Here is an 18,993-nt window from a genome sequence, read left to right as displayed (position 1 = left end):
TTTATTGCTTAGATGGTTTCTTTGATGATTTATCCCTAGGCAAGTTAGTAATAGTGAGCAATGACCATGACCATCATCACAGGCACGTTGAAGAAAATGCGCGCCGAGCTGGGCGACCCACAAGCTGATAAAGCTGTGCAGTATTATTTGCCGATAGGTGAGCAAGAAATCCACCTTAATCCACTGATTGGCAAGCCATTTGCTTTTAGCTATACCGGTAATATTTACTGCAGTAGTTGCGGCAAAAAAACCAAGAAAAGTTACTCGCAAGGGCATTGCTTTGTTTGCATGAAAAAGCTGGCCAGTTGCGACATGTGTATTATGAAGCCCGAAACCTGCCACTTTGCTCAAGGTACTTGCCGCGAGCCGCAGTGGGCTGAGCAGTTTTGCATGACCGATCATTTTGTTTATTTATCTAACACTTCTGGCTTAAAAGTAGGGATCACCCGCCATAGCCAAATACCAACACGTTGGATTGACCAAGGTGCAAAACAAGCCCTTGCTATCTTAAGGGTGAAAAACCGGTTGTTGTCTGGCTTAGTTGAAGTAGAGCTAGCCAAGCTGGTGGCGGATAAAACTAATTGGCGGGCATTGCTCAAGGGTGAGGCTGAAAACTTAGATTTAGTGGCACAAGCGCAGATATTACTGCCGCAAATTGAAGCTCACCTTGCTGCGTTAACCGCGCAATACGGTGATGACGCGATCAGCCGCGTTGATTTGCCATTGCAAGACATTCACTTCCCGGTGACTGAATACCCAACTAAAATCACTAGTTTCAATCTTGATAAGGTGCCTGAAGTGAGTGGGGTACTGCAGGGCATTAAAGGCCAATACCTTATTTTTGATACTGGCGTGATTAATATGCGTAAGTACGGTAGCTACGAGCTTTGTATTGATCCAGCTTAATCTCTCAGTCTAATCGGCAATAGGCATCAGTGAGAAATGCCTTATTCTTCACTGGTGTCTTTTACTTCGCGCACCATTTATCCAGTGCCAAGAACATAAAAATAATATCAGTTGTTTTTATGTATTTAGTTTTTTCGTTTAATTCTATGCGTTAAATCAAAATATATGGTTGCCTGTGTGGGCATGGGTCATGTTTATCAACTATGTTTTTTTCTAATTCTTGCCATTTGTACTGTCATTGGTTAAAAACACCATTGCAAGTGCAATATATAAAACTAACGACTGCTTAGGTGGTTGAATAAAAAATAAACATAATAGGCGAGAGCATGAATCAACAAACATCACTGTTTGCCAAGCTGGCAAATGGCAGTTTAGTGCTGCAAATAATTATAGGGATTTTAGCGGGGGTGGCCGTTGCAAGTTATTCAAAAAGCGCGGCGATGGATGTGGCATTTTTAGGCGATTTATTTGTCGGCGCCTTGAAAGCGGTGGCACCTGTGCTGGTGTTTGTTTTGGTGGCGGCTTCTATTGCCAACCAAAAGAAAAACGCGCACACCAGCATGAAGCCAATCATTATGCTGTATTTATTGGGTACTTTAGCGGCTGCGCTGACGGCAGTATTGTTTAGCTTCGCTTTTCCAACCACCCTCGTGTTAGCGGGTGGCGTTGAAGGAAGTAATCCACCACAAGGTATAGGTGAAGTGTTACATACCTTGCTATTCAAATTGGTGGATAACCCTGTGAATGCGCTTTTAACCGGTAACTACATCGGTATTTTAGCTTGGGGTGTGGGCTTAGGCTTAGCACTTCACCACGCAACAACGGCAACAAAACAAGTCTTTTTAGATGTCAGCCACGGCGTTTCAAGTATCGTGCGCTTCATCATTCGCTTAGCACCATTTGGTATCTTCGGTTTAGTGGCTGGCACCTTTGCACAAACCGGCTTTGCTGCCATTGCGGGTTATGCACAGCTGTTGGCGGTGCTACTAGGCGCAATGCTATTTATTGCATTAGTGGTTAACCCATTAATTGTTTATGTTAAAATCAAGCGCAACCCATATCCGCTGGTCTTGAAATGTTTACGTGAAAGTGGCGTAACGGCTTTCTTCACTCGCTCAAGTGCTGCGAATATTCCTGTGAATATGGCATTGTGTAACCGTCTGAAGCTTCATGAAGACACTTATTCAGTTTCTATTCCACTGGGTGCCACTATTAACATGGGCGGTGCGGCGATCACCATCACTGTATTAACCCTTGCGGCGGTGAATACCCTAGGCATTCAAGTTGACCTGATGACGGCATTATTGTTAAGTGTGCTCGCTGCAGTGTCTGCTTGCGGTGCGTCAGGTGTTGCTGGCGGTTCATTACTGCTTATTCCATTAGCGTGTAGCTTATTTGGTATTAGTAATGAAGTAGCCATGCAGGTGGTTGCGGTTGGATTTATTATTGGTGTGGTGCAAGACTCTGCTGAAACGGCGTTAAACAGTTCTACTGACGTCATTTTCACGGCGGCTGCGTGTGAAGCGGACGCCAATAAGTCAGCGTAATTGACCAGTATAAATTTGCTAATACATAAGGGCTCATAAGAGCCCTTTTTATTTGTGTCTATTTTGCTGAAGGCGGCGTGTTAAAAGGCAATTTGAGTATAATAGAGAAAATTTTATAGGTTTGAGTGAAATGAGTAAATCTAAACTGACGGTAGTCGTTGGGTCAAAGAACCCAGTGAAAGTAAATGCGGCGCAAGTGTCAATTCAGCGTTTGTATCCTGATCATGATGTCGTATGTGAAGGGATTGATGCGCCCTCGCTCGTGGCTGACCAACCCATGACCGATGCAGAAACACGTTTGGGCGCGGTGAATCGAGTTGAGTATTGTCAGACCAACCATGATGCTGACTTTTATGTGGCAATTGAAGGCGGTGTAGACAACTTTGTTGACGGCCCAGCGACATTTGCTTACATAGTGATAGCGCATCGCGGACTTCAGTCTGTCGGTCGCACGGCGCAATTACCGTTACCAAATATGATCTATCAAGCTTTAGTCGCTGGCGAAGAACTAGGGCACGTGATGGATCGTCTATTCAATACTGACAATATTAAGCAAAAAGGCGGCGCCATTGCACTGTTAACACAGCATCAAGCCAGCCGTGGCAGTATTTATGAACAAGGCTGTTTGTTGGCCATGGCACCTTTTATCAATGCGCCGCTGTACCAAGGATAACGATGATGCAATACGATTGGATTTTGTTTGATGCTGACGACACGCTGTTCCATTTTGATGCCTTTTTAGGACTAAAAACCTTATTTGGTCAGTATGGTCATGAGTTTGAGCAGGCGGACTTTAATTGCTACCAAGCCACTAACTTGCCACTGTGGACGGCTTACCAGAATGGTGAGATTAATGCGTTTGAGCTGCAAACACGAAGATTCGAAGGGTGGGCAAATCGGCTATCGGTCTCGGCAAAGCAACTTAATGATGAATTTATTGCTATTATGACCCGTATTTGTACCTTGTTGCCGGGGGCGCGTAACCTCATCAATTCACTTCATGGCAAGGTAAAATTGGGTATTATCACGAACGGTTTTACTGCGATGCAGCAAGCCCGGCTGGAGCATAATCAGTTACAGGGCATTTTCGAGCCTGTTGTGATTTCTGAGCAAGTGGGAACCGCGAAGCCTGATGCCACTATTTTCCACCATGCTTTAACGCTGATGGGAGAGCCTGATAAATCACGCGTATTAATGGTCGGAGACAATCTACATTCGGATATTTTAGGTGGACAAAATGCTGGGATTAAAACCTGCTGGTTAAATCATCATCAAGCAGCGCCGGCAAAAAATATTACACCCGATCATCAAGTGTTTAATTTAGCGGAGTTAGAAGTGTTACTTCATCAATCTGGCGGTGTTACTAAACCATAGATACTCGGTTACGGCCATTATGTTTAGAGCGATACAATGCCTTATCGGCATTGTTGAGGGCTGTTTTTATATCCTGATTGCCATCACATAAGGTCACGCCTGCACTGATTGTGATGGCGACAGGGAAGCGTTTCGTTTGTGATTGCAGTTTAATTTCGTTGCGGATTTTTTCGGCAAACTCTAGTGCTCCTTGTTTGCCAGTGCCAGTTAATATGGCGATAAACTCTTCACCTCCCCAACGACCAATAAAATCCACTTCGCGAATATTCTCTTGCATTACTCGTGCTACTTGTTGCAAAACTTCATCGCCAGCAAGGTGGCCGTGTTGATCATTTACACTTTTGAAGTGATCAATGTCAAACAGACAAATGGACAGGGCAATATGATGACGTTTCACTTGAGCTAAGGCTTGGCCCATATGTTGATTTATTGCTCTACGGTTAGCCAATTGAGTCAGAGGATCGATGGTTGCCTCATTTTTATGCTTAAGCTCTTCTGTGAGATCATTAATGATTACGATGCTGTGTTTTTTGTTATCGATGGAATAGGTTGCAATGGCAATTTTAGCTGGAAATAGATCGCCGCTTAATTTTTTACCATGGAAGATAGCATTACGTTGTGACATAGGTTTGATTCGATCTGACTGTTGAAATTCATTACGCAAGGCTTGATGTTTTGACTTCACATTTGATGGCACGAGATCATCCACACTAATTTTATTTATACCTGTTTCATTAAAACCAAACAGTTTCATGGCCTCATGGTTTGCCGTAGTGATGATGCCATTTTCATTGGCTGACAAAATGGCGTTAGGGGCACATTTAATGATTAATTCTCGCTCTGTCATCTTAATGGCTAATTTTTTGTATAGGTAGTAAATGAAAGCGATCGCTATGCTGCTCACAATGATCAGAAAATTTAATATAACTACTAGCTTGGAAGTGGTTGAGCTGTAGGATTGCTCGGTTTTTTGTAGCATTGCCAACGGGTGCTCTTTTGAACTGTGTAAGATTTCTCTAAATGCCGCTATCGCTCGTGTGTCATCAACTCGTACGCTTTTATCTATCTCTGCCACCGAAGCGCCACTGGCGATCATTTGTTTGAGGACCGGTAACTTGGCTTGATATTCGCTGATCACATACTGAATATCGAGTACTGGATTTATATGCTCAGGGGTCAGTGATAAGTAGCGGTCGAGGGCGTTGATGGTATCTTGTATTTGTGGCTCCGCTTTTTCTAAATAGCTGTAGTCACGCCGGATCACTGCATTTTTAAAATTATGAATAAACCCACCGTATCCTGAAATGATAATAGCTTGATTGAGATAGTGAGACTTGTCCATTTCAAGGTGTATGTAGTTTTTCCAAGTGGTTTGTGCGGTTTGTATATTGTTAAACAGGGTGTAAAAGGAAGCCATTAGAAAAGCAATAAAAGATAGTGTAATCGCAATTACTTTCATCGATTTACGCTGCGTTAGCATATTAGCTCCCTCGTCATATTCGCAGTTTCTAGTTCATTTAATGCAGCTTGGGTTCTCTGATAGTGGCCATAGGTAGCGAATAAATCGTTTTTTGTTAATTAATGTATCGCCTCTTATTCAATTAAAAGCAAGTTTGGCTGGCGGGTTAGTGATGCTGATGCATTTCTCTAATCAAAGGTAGAAAATCTTCAAGGGGACGATCTAATGAACTGGCGCTGATGTAAATGTGGTAGCCAAGTAATTCATTGAGTAGAGCCATACGATGACCCAGCATGGCATTTAATCCACTGTAACGGGTTTTGTTAGGACTTAAATAATCGCGCACATCAAACATATGGTCACTGGCGCAGCTCGGGCAGTCAGAGTTGTAGCGCATCGCCAGCACGAGTAATGCCCGCTGCTCAACAATAAAATGGCTGGTCAAGCGGGGTGAGATAGAATTTAATAAGGCTTCAGGGTGGCGCAATTTAATGCCTAAATAGTGCAGCGGCTCTCTTGTGCCAATGGTAGGAATATCAAAGCGCTGTATGTCTTGCCAAGCTAAATGAAAGCGGCCTTTGACATGAAAAAATGTTAAACCTGTTTCATCGAGCTCTAAACTGGTTTCTGGCTCGAGTATTTTGGCGACACCTAGTATCACTGCAATAAATGCCGCCAGAAACAGCAACAACAAGTTAAGGGAGTAAGCCGGCCATGACAGCATGGCCGTCAGTAATAACATTAACGCGATAATACTGCCAAAAGTTAAGGTATAGGCATTACGCTTTGTATCGGGTTTAATTTTGACCATATGCCCACTATTTATCTAAACGTTTCGGGATAAGGCGACTAAAATGGGCGAAGTTAAGTGAAAAAGCCACGCCTTGTCGTGTGTTCTTCGCGCTAAAAGTGCCTTTATGATGCTTCATTATCATGCTGACAATAAATAAACCTAAGCCTAAATGGGCTTTCTCTGTTGGTGTACTACGCACTGAAACCAGTGAATCGAAGATAGTGCGCGTCATCTTTTCTGGTATTGAACTACCTTGATTATATACGTCTATTTGCCAATCTAGTTCATTGTCAGACAAGATCAATTCTATCTTGCTGTTTGGCTCAGCAAAGTCAATGGCATTGTCGATCAACTTATCCAATGCCTGAACCAGTAACTCGGGATAGATCTCTGCTATTATCTGTCGATTAGTTTGGTCTATAAATACAAATGATTGTGATGGCCAAGTATGCTGATAGGCGGTGCTTAATTCTTGCAGCATGTCATTGAGTGATACGGTATCTAACTCAAAGTCGTTAAGACTTTGTTCAAGCCGCTTAGCTTCACTCATGGCGGTGATCATTTGACTCAAACGAATACATCCATTGCTAGCCCGTTGAATATACGTGGTTTGCTCTTCATCCAAATGTTGGCCTTGGGTAAGGTTGTCGATGGAGGAGCGGATCACGGCTAATGGCGTTCTAATTTCATGAGACAGTTTAGCGGCTAAACTGCTCAGATAGTCGGTTTGCTGTTGCTTCAAGGCTAACAGCTGGCTAAAACTACGGGATAAACTGCCCAGTTCATCTTTACTTGCGTTCAATGGTAGTTCACCGGAAAATTCTGTCTCTTGCTGTAATTGTTGCAGTGCACTGGCGCTCAGTTTATTGATTCGCCATGTTAGCCAACTGGCATATGCAAACAATCCGCCGGCGGTAATGACAAATGCAAATAGGCTAATAAAAAACAATCGGTTAAAGGCTGAGCCTGCCAAGCGGATGAGTACCTCGCCACGTTGAGTCGCTAATAAATAATGGGTCGTCGTCGGATCAATTTGCAATGGCTGAACCATTAACAAATGGCTGCGATAACCTTCTCTAAACCAAGTTGCTTGTTGAAACTGGCTGATAAATTGCGGATAAACCAGCTGGCTACGTTCAAACAATGGTCGCCATTCTGGTAGGGCGCTAGTGTCGAGCAGCCAAGCATAGATTTTTTCCATTAGCCAAAAGCCCGGCGTGTCATTTTTTATGCGCTTTCCGGTTACTTGGCTCAGTAGCCAGCCTTGTTGATCCACTAAGTATACTTCAATGCCTTGTTGGATCACTGGCGCAAGCATTTGCGTTATTTGATCGTCTTGATGCAGTAGAGGTCTAAACGTATTTTGGGTGCCAAGGTTAAATGCTTGTTTATTGTTTTGGTATATTTGCCAGTCTAGACTTAGCCCTTGATTAAATTGTTTTAGGGGAAGTTTTAGCTCTATTTGTGCGCCTTGTTCCGTCTCACGCCAATAGCCAAGATGGCGATAACGGGTATGGTCACTGCCTGCTGTGCTAGATAAATAAAACTGCCCAGACCCGGATGTTGTTAACGTGTATTCGCTAATTTGTGCCTGATTAGAAAGCCCTTTAAGTGTAAATTGTTCCCATTCACTACTGCCCGGGCGAGCAAAGCGATTATGGTCGGTGCGGGTGGCGATCCACAGGTACAGATAGTCATCTCTATACTGGGCGGCGATGTCGAGCTCGCGTTGGCCCTGCTCCAATTTATAGTGCGGTGGAATGGGTTGCTGCCAATCATTTTGATAACCATCAAGTTGTATTTGATCTTGCGCCGGCACCGCGTAGATGGCCGGGCCTAAGGTGTGATGATGGCGCGATGTGATGGTCTCATTTTGATTGCTTAACACTAAACTGGCTGCACTGAGGGTATTTTCTAACAGGTTTTCTTGGCTGCGCGCCAATACTTGGGTTATTTCCTGCATACTCTGGCAGCCTGCCCAAGGTAGCCCTAGCATTAAGATAGAAATAAATAGCAGCTGTTTTTTTAATTTCACTCCGCGCTCCAGCGATAACCCATACCATAAGCGGTGCGGATGTGATCAAAGGACTGATCAAGTGATTTGAATTTTTGTCTGATCCGCTTAATGTGTGTGGTGATGGTGTTGTCATCTTGTACCACATTAGCGGCGTCCATAAGCTGTTGTCTTGATTTTACTTGGCCGGGATATTTCGCCAGGGCGTGTACGATCCAAAACTCGGTCAGCGTTAACTCCACCGGTTGGCCTTGCCAGCTGATGGTCATGGTTAAATTGTCGATTACCATTGCTCCGCGCGTTAATGAATCACTCGGTGAGTTTATTTGACTGTTTAGCGCATCAACGCGGCGCAGTAGCGCTTTTACGCGCGCGATCATCTGTGGCAAGCTAATATCTTTGGTTAAATAATCATCTGCCCCTAAGCGCAAGCCAGATACTTCATCCAGTTCACTGTCTCTGGCGGTGAGGAATATAATCGGCAGGGTGGCTGATTGTTCCCGTAGCTGACGACAAAGATCAAAACCGCCTTCATACTCGTCGGCTAGCCCAACATCAATAATGGCTAAATCGGGCAAGCCGTTACAGGCAAACTCATCTAAGGCTTGAGCACGTGTGGTATAAATATTAACGTTAAACCCCAAGCGCTCAAAGGCCGCCTGATAATTGGCTGCAATGGCCGCCTCATCTTCAACTAACGCTATTTGGCGTTTCATTCAATCTTTCCTACTTACTATTAATCAGTGATTTACAGCAGGTATGTTAGCAGCTTTGCTTGATAATAAAATAGCCACATTTTATCCCGTTAGTTTGCCAGCAAGATCACGTTAATCAATTGTTATTAAGGTTACTTCGGTCGGTTCGTTCTAATATTATTTAATAAAGACACTATTGTCGGTAACGATGATCCATTCTGGCAGATAGAATTTATTCGTAATGAATTAAGGCAAGTATATGGTTTTATTAAGAAGTTGTTTACTCTTAGCCTGTATCTTTAGCGCTAGTGCGTGGGCTGAGAAAGAAAAAATTGTGGTGTGGGAGCAATTACTTTCGCACCCTAACAGCATCGTACCAGAGCTGTTGATTAAAGCGTTAGATGTAACCAAAAATGAGTATGGCGATTATGAATTGGTGCCCACCGATCCAATGGAGCAAGGACGAGTGATTCGCCATTTAGCCCAGCAACCCACCATTGATATTGCTGTGTTTGGGCCAAACAAGTTCCGTGAAAGTATTGCGCTGCCGGTGCGTTTTCCCGTTACTGGGACGCTATTAGGCTATCGCGTTTGCCTGATTCAAAATGGAAAACAGTCTCGCTTTAATGGTTTGGCCACCTTAAGGCAGCTAATTGATTCTCATCTGGTGATTGGCCAGCATCAAGATTGGCCTGATACGTCAATAATGGAAGCGAACGGTTTAACGCTTTGGAAAAGTACCAAATACGCTATCTTATTTGATCAATTGAGTGTTGGCAGATTTGATTGTTTTTCACGTGGTGCCAATGAAATTGTTCAGGAATTAGCCAGCCATCCAAGTAAAGGTCTCGTGATTGAAAATAACATTGTGCTTTATTATCCATTTCCATTATTTTATTTTGTTAATAAAGCCAATCCACTGCTCGCCGAACGATTGTCATTAGGTTTGCAAAGAGTTTATGATTCAGGGGATTACCATAAAATGTTTGAAGCTCAATTTGGTTCATCACTAGCCAAATTAAACTTAACCGAGCGGAATCTGATTGAGTTAAAAAACCCGCAACTCACTCAGGCTACGGAGCAGGCTATGTTGCAATTTAAGGCCCAGTTTGATCCCTTGATCAAAGCTGCTGGGCAAGCTCGATAATCTATTATTTAATCATTTTGGCCCATTTAGTTGTTGGGCTTGGAGTAAACAATGCAGTTTGAACAAATGCTAAAGATCTTAGCAAGTAACGATGGCTCTGATCTCTATTTATCTACCGGCGCGCCCGCTTGTGGTAAGTTCCAAGGTGTACTTAAACCCATTGATAAAGCGCGTTTTGAGCCAGGTAAAATAGAAGCGATTGCTCATTCCATAATGGACAGTGAGCAAAAAGCTATTTTTGACCAAGAGCTAGAAATGAACTTGGCTTTGTCGATCCATGGTGTTGGGCGCTTTCGTGTCAATATCTTCAAGCAGCGTAATGAAATTTCCATTGTTGCCCGTAACATCAAAATGGACATTCCCAAGTTTGAGGATCTTAAACTGCCGGAAGTGCTCAAAGAGGTTATCTTAACCAAAACCGGCTTAGTCTTATTTGTGGGTGGTACAGGCTCGGGTAAGTCGACATCCCTGGCTGCATTAATTGATCACCGTAATAACACTCAAGGTGGTCATATTATTACCATTGAAGACCCCATTGAGTATGTTCACCAGCACAAAAAAAGTATTATTAATCAACGTGAAGTAGGGGTAGATACGCGAAGCTTTCATGCGGCTTTAAAAAACACTTTACGCCAAGCGCCTGATGTCATACTTATTGGTGAGATCCGCGATCGCGAAACCATGGAGCACGCCTTGGCATTTGCCGAAACCGGCCATTTGGCTATTTCGACACTTCACGCTAATAACGCCAACCAAGCACTCGATCGTATTATTAACTTCTTCCCCGAAGAGCGCCGTCCACAACTACTTAATGATTTAGGCAATAACTTGCGTGCGTTTGTATCACAACGCTTAGTCCCCACTGTTGATGGTAAACGCTGCGCGGCAGTTGAAGTGATGTTAGGCAGCCCGACAGTACGAGACATGGTGCGCCGAGGAGATTTTGGCCTACTCAAAGAGATCATGGAAAAATCGAAAGAGCTCGGCATGAGAACTTTTGATATGGCTTTGTTTGAGTTGACGATTGAAGGGCGTATTACTGAAGAAGAAGCGATCAAATACTCAGATTCACCAAATAACTTACGCTTGCGCTTTAAGTTATACCACAAAGGTCAAGGTGAAGAAGAAAATACGTCAGATGGTGAAACCATGACGACGTCGTCTGGTTTATCACTGAGTTTAGAGCCAATGGATGATCCGGAAGACCCTGATTTGTAGGCTCTTTGCGATGAGTCCGGGATTATCTCGGACTCATCGGTGATATTGTTATTTATTACCACATTAGATCATCTGGAATTTCATAACCCGCATAAGGGTCATCCACTTCTTCATCAATCTGCGCTTGGGTAGCCTCACTTTTCTCGTGCAGCAATACTACAGCGGTTTCATCAATGGTATTAAGACGCTGCGCCACTTGGTCCAATACGATATAGAAGCGGTCATCTACCGTTACAACGGCTAACAGGCCCTTCACTAAATCTTGTTGTAACTTAGGTGTTACCCATAGTTTTTTGATCACGTTGGCAAAGGTAAATTTATATTCAATTTCACCTTCGATGTCTTTAAGGGCGTTACGTAAAATAATCTGCTTAACACGCTCTTGTTGCTCTTTTGCTGCTGCAGCGACTCTTTTTTGCTCGTTCAGCGCCTCGTCTTTGAGCTTTTGCTCCTGCGCTGCTTTTTCAACTTCAAGCTGTACTTCGGTCTTTTCAATGGTGCCTTTTTTCTTTTTTTGTTTATTTTGCTTACGTTTTTCAGCTTGCGCACTGCGCGCTGCTTGCTTGGACACTAGGCCTGATTTTAATAACTGATCTGCTAATGATGACATAAGAGTAAATCCACAATGAAACAAAACTTGATGGCATTTTACCGCGTTTTAGATGAAAGGCTAACGGAAACTTATTTACCGCTATTATTGCCATTGCCAACTGGCGTTGTTGCCATTTTTTAGCTCCCACGACTCATGAATTAATGACGCTTTACCCCCTGAACCTGCGCCGAGAGCAATAAACAGTGGCCGCAAGTGTTCATCGGTTGGATGTGATAACGTCGCAGCCGGTGCTTGGCTTCGATATTGCAGCAAACTTGCCATGTCATTGGTCGCCACCTTGTGTTTCAGCCATTGGCTAAATAGCTTTGCCCATTCACAGGGCTCACCTGTTAACGAAAATTCAGACAAGTTATGTGTTGCCATCCCTGTTGTGACGATCATGATCCCTTGCTCACGAAGGGGTGTTAATGCCCCTCCTAATTGATGTAATTGACTTAAACTAAAGTTTCTAGGCAGGCTTAGACCCACAGTAGGAATGTCAGCTTTTGGGTACATGAGGTATAAAACTGACCATGCACCGTGATCGAGCCCTCTTGCGATACCGCGGTGGCTAATATTTTGCGCGGTGAGGCAGTTAGAAAGGCTATTTTGTAACCAATCGGCTGATTGTGCAGGATAATTAATTTCATTTAAGGGCTGAGGAAAGCCCCAAAAGTCATGGATTGTCTCTAGGCGATTTTGCTGGGTAAATGCTACCCCTTGCGTTTCCCAGTGAGGTGACACTATGACAATCGCCTTAGGTCTAGCTATGTGCTGGCCTAGCTCCCTTAAAAAGAAATTTGCTGCACTTTGTTCAATTACACGCATGGGAGAGCCGTGGGAGAGGAAAAGAACGGGGGCTATTTCAGTGGTCATGGTATTTTTCCTGATTACTTATGGTTATATCAGCGTTGGGTCCGTTAGGAACAACACCGTTTGGGTTTAGTGCTTTAACTGAATAATAGCCTTGCTTGATATGATCAAAATGAACCGTCTCGCCTAATTTAAGGTCGTAGAATAAGCGGAACAAATACTGACTCAACCAGTTGTAGTCTCGGATTGGCTTAATATTGCATTTGAATAAGTCGAAATAGACACAGTCAAAGCGAATAAGCGTGACAAATAGCCGTATATCAGCTTCTGTTAAATGCAGCCCAAGTAGAAATCGCCGACCATCGGATAGCCTATTTTCTAGCGCTTCGAGGGCATCAAACACGTCTTCAACCGCTGCTTCATACGCTTGCTGCGATTGTGCAAAGCCTGCTCGGTAAACACCGTTATTTAACTTTGTATATAAGTATTCATTGAGCTGGTTTAGTTGATCTAATTGTTCGATAGGGCGTAAATTCGTTCTCTTTTTTGCCCATGATTCAAAGGCATGGTCCAGCATTGCTAGAATGTCAGCAGACTCATTATTGACAATGGTGTTTTGTTTTTTATCCCATAATACGGGCACCGTTGCACGGCCCGTCATCATAGGCTCAGCGAGTAAATAGAGTTGATATAAGTATGGTTTTTGGTGTAAATGGTCTTCAGTGGCACCACTAACATGGCGTGACTCAACACCAGCAAAGCTCCAACCAAAGTCGGTTAAAAATGGCTCGACCACGCTGATAGAAATAACATGTTCCAATTGCTTTAGTTTCAGTAATGCCAGTACGCGTGACGCCCACGGGCAAATATATGCGACATATAAATGATACCGGCCTGCTTCAGCCTTAAACCCTTTATTACCCGTTGGACCTGCCGAGCCATCAGGTGTTATCCAATGTCTAAAACTGGCAGTTTCTCGGGTAAAGTTGCCTTTGTCGTCTGCTTTTTGGTACGGATCCCAAGCGGCTTGCCAGCGTCCATTAACTAACATACGTTCTCCTTTTAGCACTCATCGTGCTTAACCTTAGTGCTCATTACTGCATCAATTTGTTGATGTCAGTATTTTGCATCTAACTTTTATAAACAATACTGGTTATTATGGAAATATTGTTTACTAAAAGGAGACAATAAAGTGAATCAACTAGGACTGTTTCGCACATTTATTGCCGTCGTGGAGCGGGGTAGTTTTACTGCGGCGGCGCGACATGTAGGGAAAACCAAATCCATCGTCAGTAAGCAGGTTGCTCAACTTGAGCTTTTACTCAACCTGCGTTTGTTTAACCGCACCACGCGAGCACTTCATATTACTGAACAGGGCGCAAGTGTCTATCAGCATGCTTTGGCAATAATTGAACAAGTTGATAGCTTATTTCAACTCAACACGAGCGTGAGTGATCCGTTAACAGGGCGATTACGCATTAGCGCGCCTCATACTTTTTCAGAAACGACGTTAATGGCAAAGCTGCCTTCTTTTATGAAATTGCATCCACAACTTAAAATTGAATTAGTACTTAATGATCACTACGTTGATCTGGTCGCCGCCGGCTTTGATTTAGCTTTTCGCATTGGTCAGTTAGATGATTCTAATATGATTGCTCGTAAAATAGGGCTATGTCAGCAAATGTTAGTTGCGAGCCCGGCATTTATTGCTTGCCACGCGCCAATTGAAGCTATTACTCAGCTGGCTGAGTTACCGTGTGTTGTCGATACTAATCGTCGCGAAGGCGCTAAATGGCTTTTTGTTAGAGATGGCCAAACCGAACATGTTCGTGTTAGTGCTAAGTTAGAAGTAAATAGTGCAGCCGCTGCGGCCATGGCGGCTGCTGCTGGTATTGGTATCGCCTTGCTTCCTGAATTTGCCGCCGCTTCGTTTCTAGAAAGTGGGGCTTTAGTCGTTGTTCTGCCTCATTACACCTTGCCGTCTATGGGCGTTTATGCAATCTACCCACATCGTGACTACTTAACCCAAAAAGTCAGCGCGTTACTTGATCATCTGAGTTAACAGCGAATTTTAGGAATGTGTTGCCAGCGTGTGGTGTACTGGGGCGATAAGAAATTGCGCTTCATTGACCAAGGCTTACTGATCCCTTCGCCTGCGACGGTAACACCTTGACCAAAGCGGGCATTGATGGTGTCGATACATTGCATCAGGGCGGGATTATTTTTATTCGTGTCGAACATATCAAGTTGTTGATGCTGCTGATTCGCTAGTTCAAGTAACCCGACGCCAACACGGTAGTAGGGAACGCCTTGTTGGAATAGTTTATTTAAGTTTTCAGTTAAGGTGTTAGCTATCACTGTGGTATCACTGGTAGCAACATGGAAATGATGAAAGTATTTAAATGATTTTGGCTTGTCATCAAATGGTGATGAGGCTGCAAAGGCCATCATAGTGTGGCATAAGCTGCCTTGCTCGCGCGCCTTTTTTGCGGCAATGGCGCCGTGTTGTACTAAGGCTTGATTTAATGACTGTGCATCCGTGACGCGCTTACCAAAACTTCGCGTCGAGAATATTTGCTGCTTATCTGCCCTAACTTGATCCCATGTTTTAACGGCCTTGCCATTGAGCTCTTGCACGGTGTTGGCCATTTCAGTATTAAAATGTGCACGGGCAAAATGTGGCTTCATTTGCGCGAGCTCAAAAGCATTGTTCACAGCAAGTAATGGTAAGCGTTTTGCTATGCGCCTACCGATACCCCAAATATCTTGCGGCGGCATTTGCATTAAAATAGTTTGGCGCTGCTGAATGGTGTGGATAGCAGGATCGGAGCGTACTTTGTTAACAGCTTTTAACATTTGCCAAAAATCAATAATTCGCGGTATTCATCACTCAGGGATGCGCGATGAATTTTACTCTTCATACTGCGAGTCTGAGTGGTTTCCAATTTCGCCATATTAAGAACTATTCGTCGTAAGCTCGACAGGGCTTTAGCGCTTTCCTCTTCATAAACGCGGCAAGCATCTTCTTTAAAAACAACATCTAAAACCCAATTCAAACTATTTTCAATTTGCCAATGCCCTCGGATGACTTTGCTCATTTTTTCTGCGTCAATCTCGCAAGATGACACAAAGAAACTGGTATCGAGCACATTGGATTTCTTGTCTTTTCGATGTCGCTCAACTGCGACAAACGTTTTGACCGAAGGCCATTTCTCTTCCTACTCAGGCGGTAAGTTAGCTGGAATATGAAAAGTGATGCGCTTCTCTACTCGGCCATGACCTTTATTTACGCTCTCAAATTGAGGCAAACTTTCATCATCTTCAAACGCTTCATCAAATGTCTTCACTACAAAATCATGCAGTGCCCGTTGGTTTAGCTTCACTTGGGCAACATAGTCGCCTTTGCGCTCGGTAATATCAGTCAGTGTTTTTCGCTGGGTATTAAGCGCAAATGTAAGTAATGCGCCTTCGATATTGAGCATCGTGATGAGCTGTTGAACGGCTATGATTTCACCGGTTTTACCGGGACATACTTCATGAAATAACGCGAGGCCATTGTCGATGTCATAAGCAGCCACTGAATGTAGGCGCTGCTCTGCTCGTTTAGACGCACCACGAAGTGTTTTCCCATCAATCACTATAACTGATTGTTCTGCTTGCACTCTTATCTCATTAATCCAACTAAATAGACATAATTGCAGACTGTCATTACTGACGGCCTGCATGATGCGAGCGATAGTATGGCGTCTTGGGATGCCATTTTTAAAAGGGCGAAACTTTCTTAGCCAGTCAATCTTAAACTCACCAAATTGCTGTATTTCAGCCCAGCCATCGTTGCCTGAAGCGACGGCGGTCAGAACCAAAAAGAGGACATCAACGAGGTCGTGGCGCTGATTAATGTGTGAACGATTTTCTTTTACCATTGAAAGATGCTGAAAAAGAGACATAGTGTAATTCTGATGATTGATTTTCCTATATAATCATGATGTTAAGGGAAAGTTCAATGTAAATTCAAAGTGCGATCCCACCCTGCACCCTGCTAACATCCTAACCTTCAATCTCCACCAAAAAAACTACAATAAAACCAGGTTTTTAATATTATTTATTTCACTTGACTGAAATAAATAGACGTTGCACAATTATTTATAAACTTTTTCTAAATGTTTTATTTTGTTAACGTGAAGGTATAATGGAAGGAAAAGTAGAAACTAACGAAGTTATAAAATTTAGCTGCAATCAGATTACTGATGAAATAGTTAATAATGGCTGTTTTTTTGTGGGTGCAAAGAATAACAGCGTATTCAATACAATTGAAAGTGATTGGTTTAAATTCGCCGAATCATGGAATGAATTAGAACTTGATACATACATGATGGATGGTGGTAAGTATAGATATAGAAAACATGCTGTTTTAAAGAGTGATAAATATACAAATCATATTGTCCAGATTCACAACACCCCACATTATCAAAGCTATGATTATAACTCATTAAATGGGGACATAGAGCGATGGTACAAATGTATTGACGATAATGTAATCAGCTCCAATTCTTTCGGTAAAATTATCGAACATGCACTAAAAGTTTTCAATTTATGTGAGATTAATAACTTAGATGAAAACTGGTCTTCTTGGTATATCGAAGCACATCAATTTAGAATTATCGCAAATAATGAATTTCATGGAGAGCCTACCCCAGAAGGAATTAATAAAGATGGTGTTTCTTATATATTCATGATGCCTATCCACAAAGATAATATTAAAGGCGGAATTTCAACCATTTATGATAACCACCAAAAAGAACTATGCCAATTTGAGATGAAGGTAGGTGATGCTACTTACGTTGATGATACAAAAATGTTCCATGGTGTTTCAGGAATATTTCCAGTGACAGATGACCGAAATGGAATTCGAGACATGTTAGTTTTAACATTTAAAAAAATGGAGTAAATATTAATGCATGAATATTTAGGAGCGATAATAACTGTCACATCAATTGCTATTGTAATGGTTATAAGTCCCGGCCAAGACTTCGCTATGATTACGAGAAATTCTTTAATTTACTCAAGAAGAGCAGGGATTATTGGATCTTTTGGGATTAGTGTAGCTATTTGGTTACATGTAATGTACTCATTAGCAGGTATTGCATTAATCATATCCCAAAGCGAATTTCTTTATTCATTGATCAAATATGCTGGGGCATTCTATTTAGCATATTTAGGTATTAAGGGATTGTTGCATAAAAAAGGCAATGGAAAAAATAATGACCATCAAGAATCTAAAGCAACCCTATCTGATTCTAGAGCATTTAAAGCAGGTTTTATTTCTAATGCCTTAAACCCAAAAACAACCTTGTTTTTTTTAAGTATTTTTACGCAAGTAGTAACGCCTGAAACACCAATTTATATGCAAGTAATTTTTGGTGCCATTATAAGTATTGCCCATTTAATCTGGTTTATAATTGTTGCTGTTGTTTTATCATCCCAAGCGATCACTTCTCGGATAGAAACGTTTAAAGTGTGGATCGAACGAGTGATGGGAACAATACTTTGCTTACTAGCGGCTAAAATAATCATGAGTTGATATAGATAAATTTTATTACCACCGAACCTCAGCTAGCTTGAGCAACCTAGCTGGCATCGGTGCTGTTTGAATACTTGAGAAAATAAGCTGTTCGAGCATTTTCTCAAGGTTAAAGCGCCTATTGAACTTAAAACAAAACTCACCACGGTAGCGCGGTAAGTGTTTTCTGTTGATGGCATGATAAGTGCCATGCATTGAGTTTTTTACATTACTAATCACTGTATTAACCCATTGAAAGTAAGGTAGCTCGACGCAATCTGCACCACCACCCGTGACAATCGCTTGATGAAAAACGTCTGCTTTTTCTACTCCCCGAAAGTAGGCTAAACCATCGGAAATGTAACTATTCACCAGCGAAGTATTGACGTTCATCCATTAGGTCGAATACATCAGGGTGAGGCTGTTTCCGGATCACGGCATCGATTATCTGTCTCAGTGTCGAGTAGCATGCCATCCCGCGTTTTTGCAGGTTTCAATGAACGAAAGGATACGTCCACAATAGTATTTTTCATAACTGACTCCATTAACTAACTATATACAAGTTAACTTATCTATCCTGCCAGAGGGGGCATTCATCTATCTACTTTTTCAAGATATCCTGACCAACAGTAAAACTGAAACTATTTTTCTTATCTTCGTCTAATTTATTTACCTTGAAAAATTCCAACATGTGTCATTTAACCGACATTCCGCAGCCAATTTAGGAATAAAATAATTCGTACATCTCGGCGCTTTGCTAATGCTGGTTTGTTCAAAACCAAGCAACTCAGACTGCTTTTTGAATTCATCAACGGCCAGATTGGCATCTTCCTCACAAGCAAATGGCTTACTCATCAATTTATTCAATTGCTTAA

At 42.5% G+C, this 18,993-nt stretch carries 18 protein-coding genes and 2 pseudogenes; 9 read left to right on the top strand and 11 right to left on the bottom strand.

The window, feature by feature from the left end; all coding sequences use genetic code 11:
- The first annotated feature begins 75 nt into the window (after positions 1-75).
- The 4 genes from K6Y31_RS08310 (at position 76) to yjjG (ending at position 3,827) form a co-directional block, all read left to right on the top strand.
- Positions 76-906 (top strand): DUF2797 domain-containing protein, encoded by an 831-nt coding sequence (locus tag K6Y31_RS08310; protein ID WP_233052483.1) that lies wholly within the window; start codon positions 76-78, stop codon positions 904-906.
- Between the two features lie 326 nt (positions 907-1,232).
- Positions 1,233-2,453, top strand: coding sequence for a serine/threonine transporter SstT (gene sstT, locus K6Y31_RS08305; RefSeq protein WP_233052331.1), 1,221 nt, complete (start codon positions 1,233-1,235; stop codon positions 2,451-2,453).
- Between the two features lie 130 nt (positions 2,454-2,583).
- Complete coding sequence (yjjX, locus tag K6Y31_RS08300) at positions 2,584-3,126, top strand: inosine/xanthosine triphosphatase (RefSeq protein ID WP_232799532.1); 543 nt, start codon at positions 2,584-2,586, stop codon at positions 3,124-3,126.
- A gap of 2 nt (positions 3,127-3,128) precedes the next feature.
- Positions 3,129-3,827, top strand: a complete 699-nt coding sequence (gene yjjG, locus K6Y31_RS08295; protein ID WP_345790245.1) for a pyrimidine 5'-nucleotidase — start codon at positions 3,129-3,131, stop codon at positions 3,825-3,827.
- On the opposite strand, the gene K6Y31_RS08290 is transcribed toward yjjG, so the two are convergent.
- The 4 genes from K6Y31_RS08290 to pdsR all read right to left on the bottom strand — a co-directional run bounded on the left by K6Y31_RS08290 (position 3,817) and on the right by pdsR (position 8,809).
- Positions 3,817-5,307 carry a sensor domain-containing diguanylate cyclase gene (locus K6Y31_RS08290; RefSeq protein WP_233052330.1) on the bottom strand — a complete coding sequence of 497 codons (1,491 nt, stop codon included), beginning with the start codon at positions 5,305-5,307 and terminating at the stop codon, positions 3,817-3,819. The two genes, yjjG and K6Y31_RS08290, sit on opposite strands and share 11 nt — an antisense overlap.
- Positions 5,308-5,452: 145 nt before the next feature.
- Positions 5,453-6,097: a DUF2982 domain-containing protein gene (locus K6Y31_RS08285; protein WP_233052329.1), complete on the bottom strand. Its 645-nt coding sequence runs from the start codon at positions 6,095-6,097 to the stop codon at positions 5,453-5,455.
- Positions 6,098-6,104: 7 nt separating this feature from the next.
- Positions 6,105-8,114 carry an ATP-binding protein gene (locus K6Y31_RS22420; protein ID WP_233052328.1) on the bottom strand — a complete coding sequence of 670 codons (2,010 nt, stop codon included), beginning with the start codon at positions 8,112-8,114 and terminating at the stop codon, positions 6,105-6,107.
- Entirely contained in the window at positions 8,111-8,809 is a 699-nt protein-coding gene (gene pdsR, locus K6Y31_RS08275; RefSeq protein WP_233052327.1) for a proteobacterial dedicated sortase system response regulator, read from the bottom strand. Before pdsR ends, K6Y31_RS22420 begins: the two co-directional genes overlap by 4 nt.
- A 238-nt stretch (positions 8,810-9,047) precedes the next feature.
- Between pdsR and K6Y31_RS08270 the strand changes: the two genes are divergently transcribed.
- Positions 9,048-9,935 carry a hypothetical protein gene (locus tag K6Y31_RS08270; RefSeq protein WP_233052326.1) on the top strand — a complete coding sequence of 296 codons (888 nt, stop codon included), beginning with the start codon at positions 9,048-9,050 and terminating at the stop codon, positions 9,933-9,935.
- Between the two features lie 51 nt (positions 9,936-9,986).
- Positions 9,987-11,153, top strand: a complete 1,167-nt coding sequence (locus tag K6Y31_RS08265; protein ID WP_233052325.1) for a PilT/PilU family type 4a pilus ATPase — start codon at positions 9,987-9,989, stop codon at positions 11,151-11,153.
- Between the two features lie 55 nt (positions 11,154-11,208).
- On the opposite strand, the gene K6Y31_RS08260 is transcribed toward K6Y31_RS08265, so the two are convergent.
- The 3 genes from K6Y31_RS08260 to K6Y31_RS08250 all read right to left on the bottom strand — a co-directional run bounded on the left by K6Y31_RS08260 (position 11,209) and on the right by K6Y31_RS08250 (position 13,609).
- Complete coding sequence (locus K6Y31_RS08260; RefSeq protein ID WP_233052324.1) at positions 11,209-11,763, bottom strand: DUF2058 domain-containing protein; 555 nt, start codon at positions 11,761-11,763, stop codon at positions 11,209-11,211.
- Between the two features lie 84 nt (positions 11,764-11,847).
- Positions 11,848-12,621, bottom strand: a complete 774-nt coding sequence (locus K6Y31_RS08255) for a DODA-type extradiol aromatic ring-opening family dioxygenase (RefSeq protein ID WP_233052323.1) — start codon at positions 12,619-12,621, stop codon at positions 11,848-11,850.
- The gene (locus tag K6Y31_RS08250) at positions 12,611-13,609 is read right to left on the bottom strand and encodes a glutathione S-transferase family protein (protein WP_233052322.1); all 999 of its coding nucleotides are present in this window, start codon (positions 13,607-13,609) and stop codon (positions 12,611-12,613) included. Before K6Y31_RS08250 ends, K6Y31_RS08255 begins: the two co-directional genes overlap by 11 nt.
- A 141-nt stretch (positions 13,610-13,750) precedes the next feature.
- Between K6Y31_RS08250 and K6Y31_RS08245 the strand changes: the two genes are divergently transcribed.
- On the top strand, positions 13,751-14,620 hold the full coding sequence (locus K6Y31_RS08245) for a LysR family transcriptional regulator (RefSeq protein WP_233052321.1): 870 nt from the start codon (positions 13,751-13,753) through the stop codon (positions 14,618-14,620).
- Here the strand turns inward: K6Y31_RS08245 and K6Y31_RS08240 are convergent.
- Together K6Y31_RS08240 and K6Y31_RS08235 are read right to left on the bottom strand one after the other, a co-directional pair.
- Positions 14,617-15,414 (bottom strand): DUF4113 domain-containing protein, encoded by a 798-nt coding sequence (locus K6Y31_RS08240; protein ID WP_233052320.1) that lies wholly within the window; start codon positions 15,412-15,414, stop codon positions 14,617-14,619. The two genes, K6Y31_RS08245 and K6Y31_RS08240, sit on opposite strands and share 4 nt — an antisense overlap.
- A pseudogene (locus K6Y31_RS08235) lies at positions 15,408-16,505 on the bottom strand (ISAs1 family transposase). The gene K6Y31_RS08240 and the pseudogene K6Y31_RS08235 overlap by 7 nt, the downstream one beginning before the upstream one ends.
- 242 nt (positions 16,506-16,747) lie before the next feature.
- Here K6Y31_RS08235 and K6Y31_RS08230 point away from each other — a divergent pair.
- Both K6Y31_RS08230 and K6Y31_RS08225 read left to right on the top strand, forming a co-directional pair.
- Positions 16,748-17,506, top strand: a complete 759-nt coding sequence (locus K6Y31_RS08230; protein ID WP_233052319.1) for a 2OG-Fe dioxygenase family protein — start codon at positions 16,748-16,750, stop codon at positions 17,504-17,506.
- 6 nt (positions 17,507-17,512) lie between these two features.
- Positions 17,513-18,139 (top strand): LysE family translocator, encoded by a 627-nt coding sequence (locus K6Y31_RS08225; protein ID WP_233052318.1) that lies wholly within the window; start codon positions 17,513-17,515, stop codon positions 18,137-18,139.
- 15 nt (positions 18,140-18,154) lie between these two features.
- On the opposite strand, the pseudogene K6Y31_RS08220 reads toward K6Y31_RS08225, so the two are convergent.
- Positions 18,155-18,481, bottom strand: a pseudogene (locus K6Y31_RS08220) (transposase); the annotation flags it as partial.
- 306 nt (positions 18,482-18,787) lie between these two features.
- Positions 18,788-18,993, bottom strand: a 206-nt coding sequence (locus K6Y31_RS08215) for a hypothetical protein (protein ID WP_233052484.1), incomplete at its 5' end; no start/stop codon positions are given.

The sequence above is a fragment of the Motilimonas cestriensis genome (assembly GCF_021295315.1).
GTDB classification, from domain to species: domain Bacteria; phylum Pseudomonadota; class Gammaproteobacteria; order Enterobacterales; family CBDFNC01; genus Motilimonas; species Motilimonas cestriensis.
The sequence above is the reverse complement of the archived record's forward strand: the minus strand, read 5'-3'. Positions and strand labels throughout refer to the sequence as shown.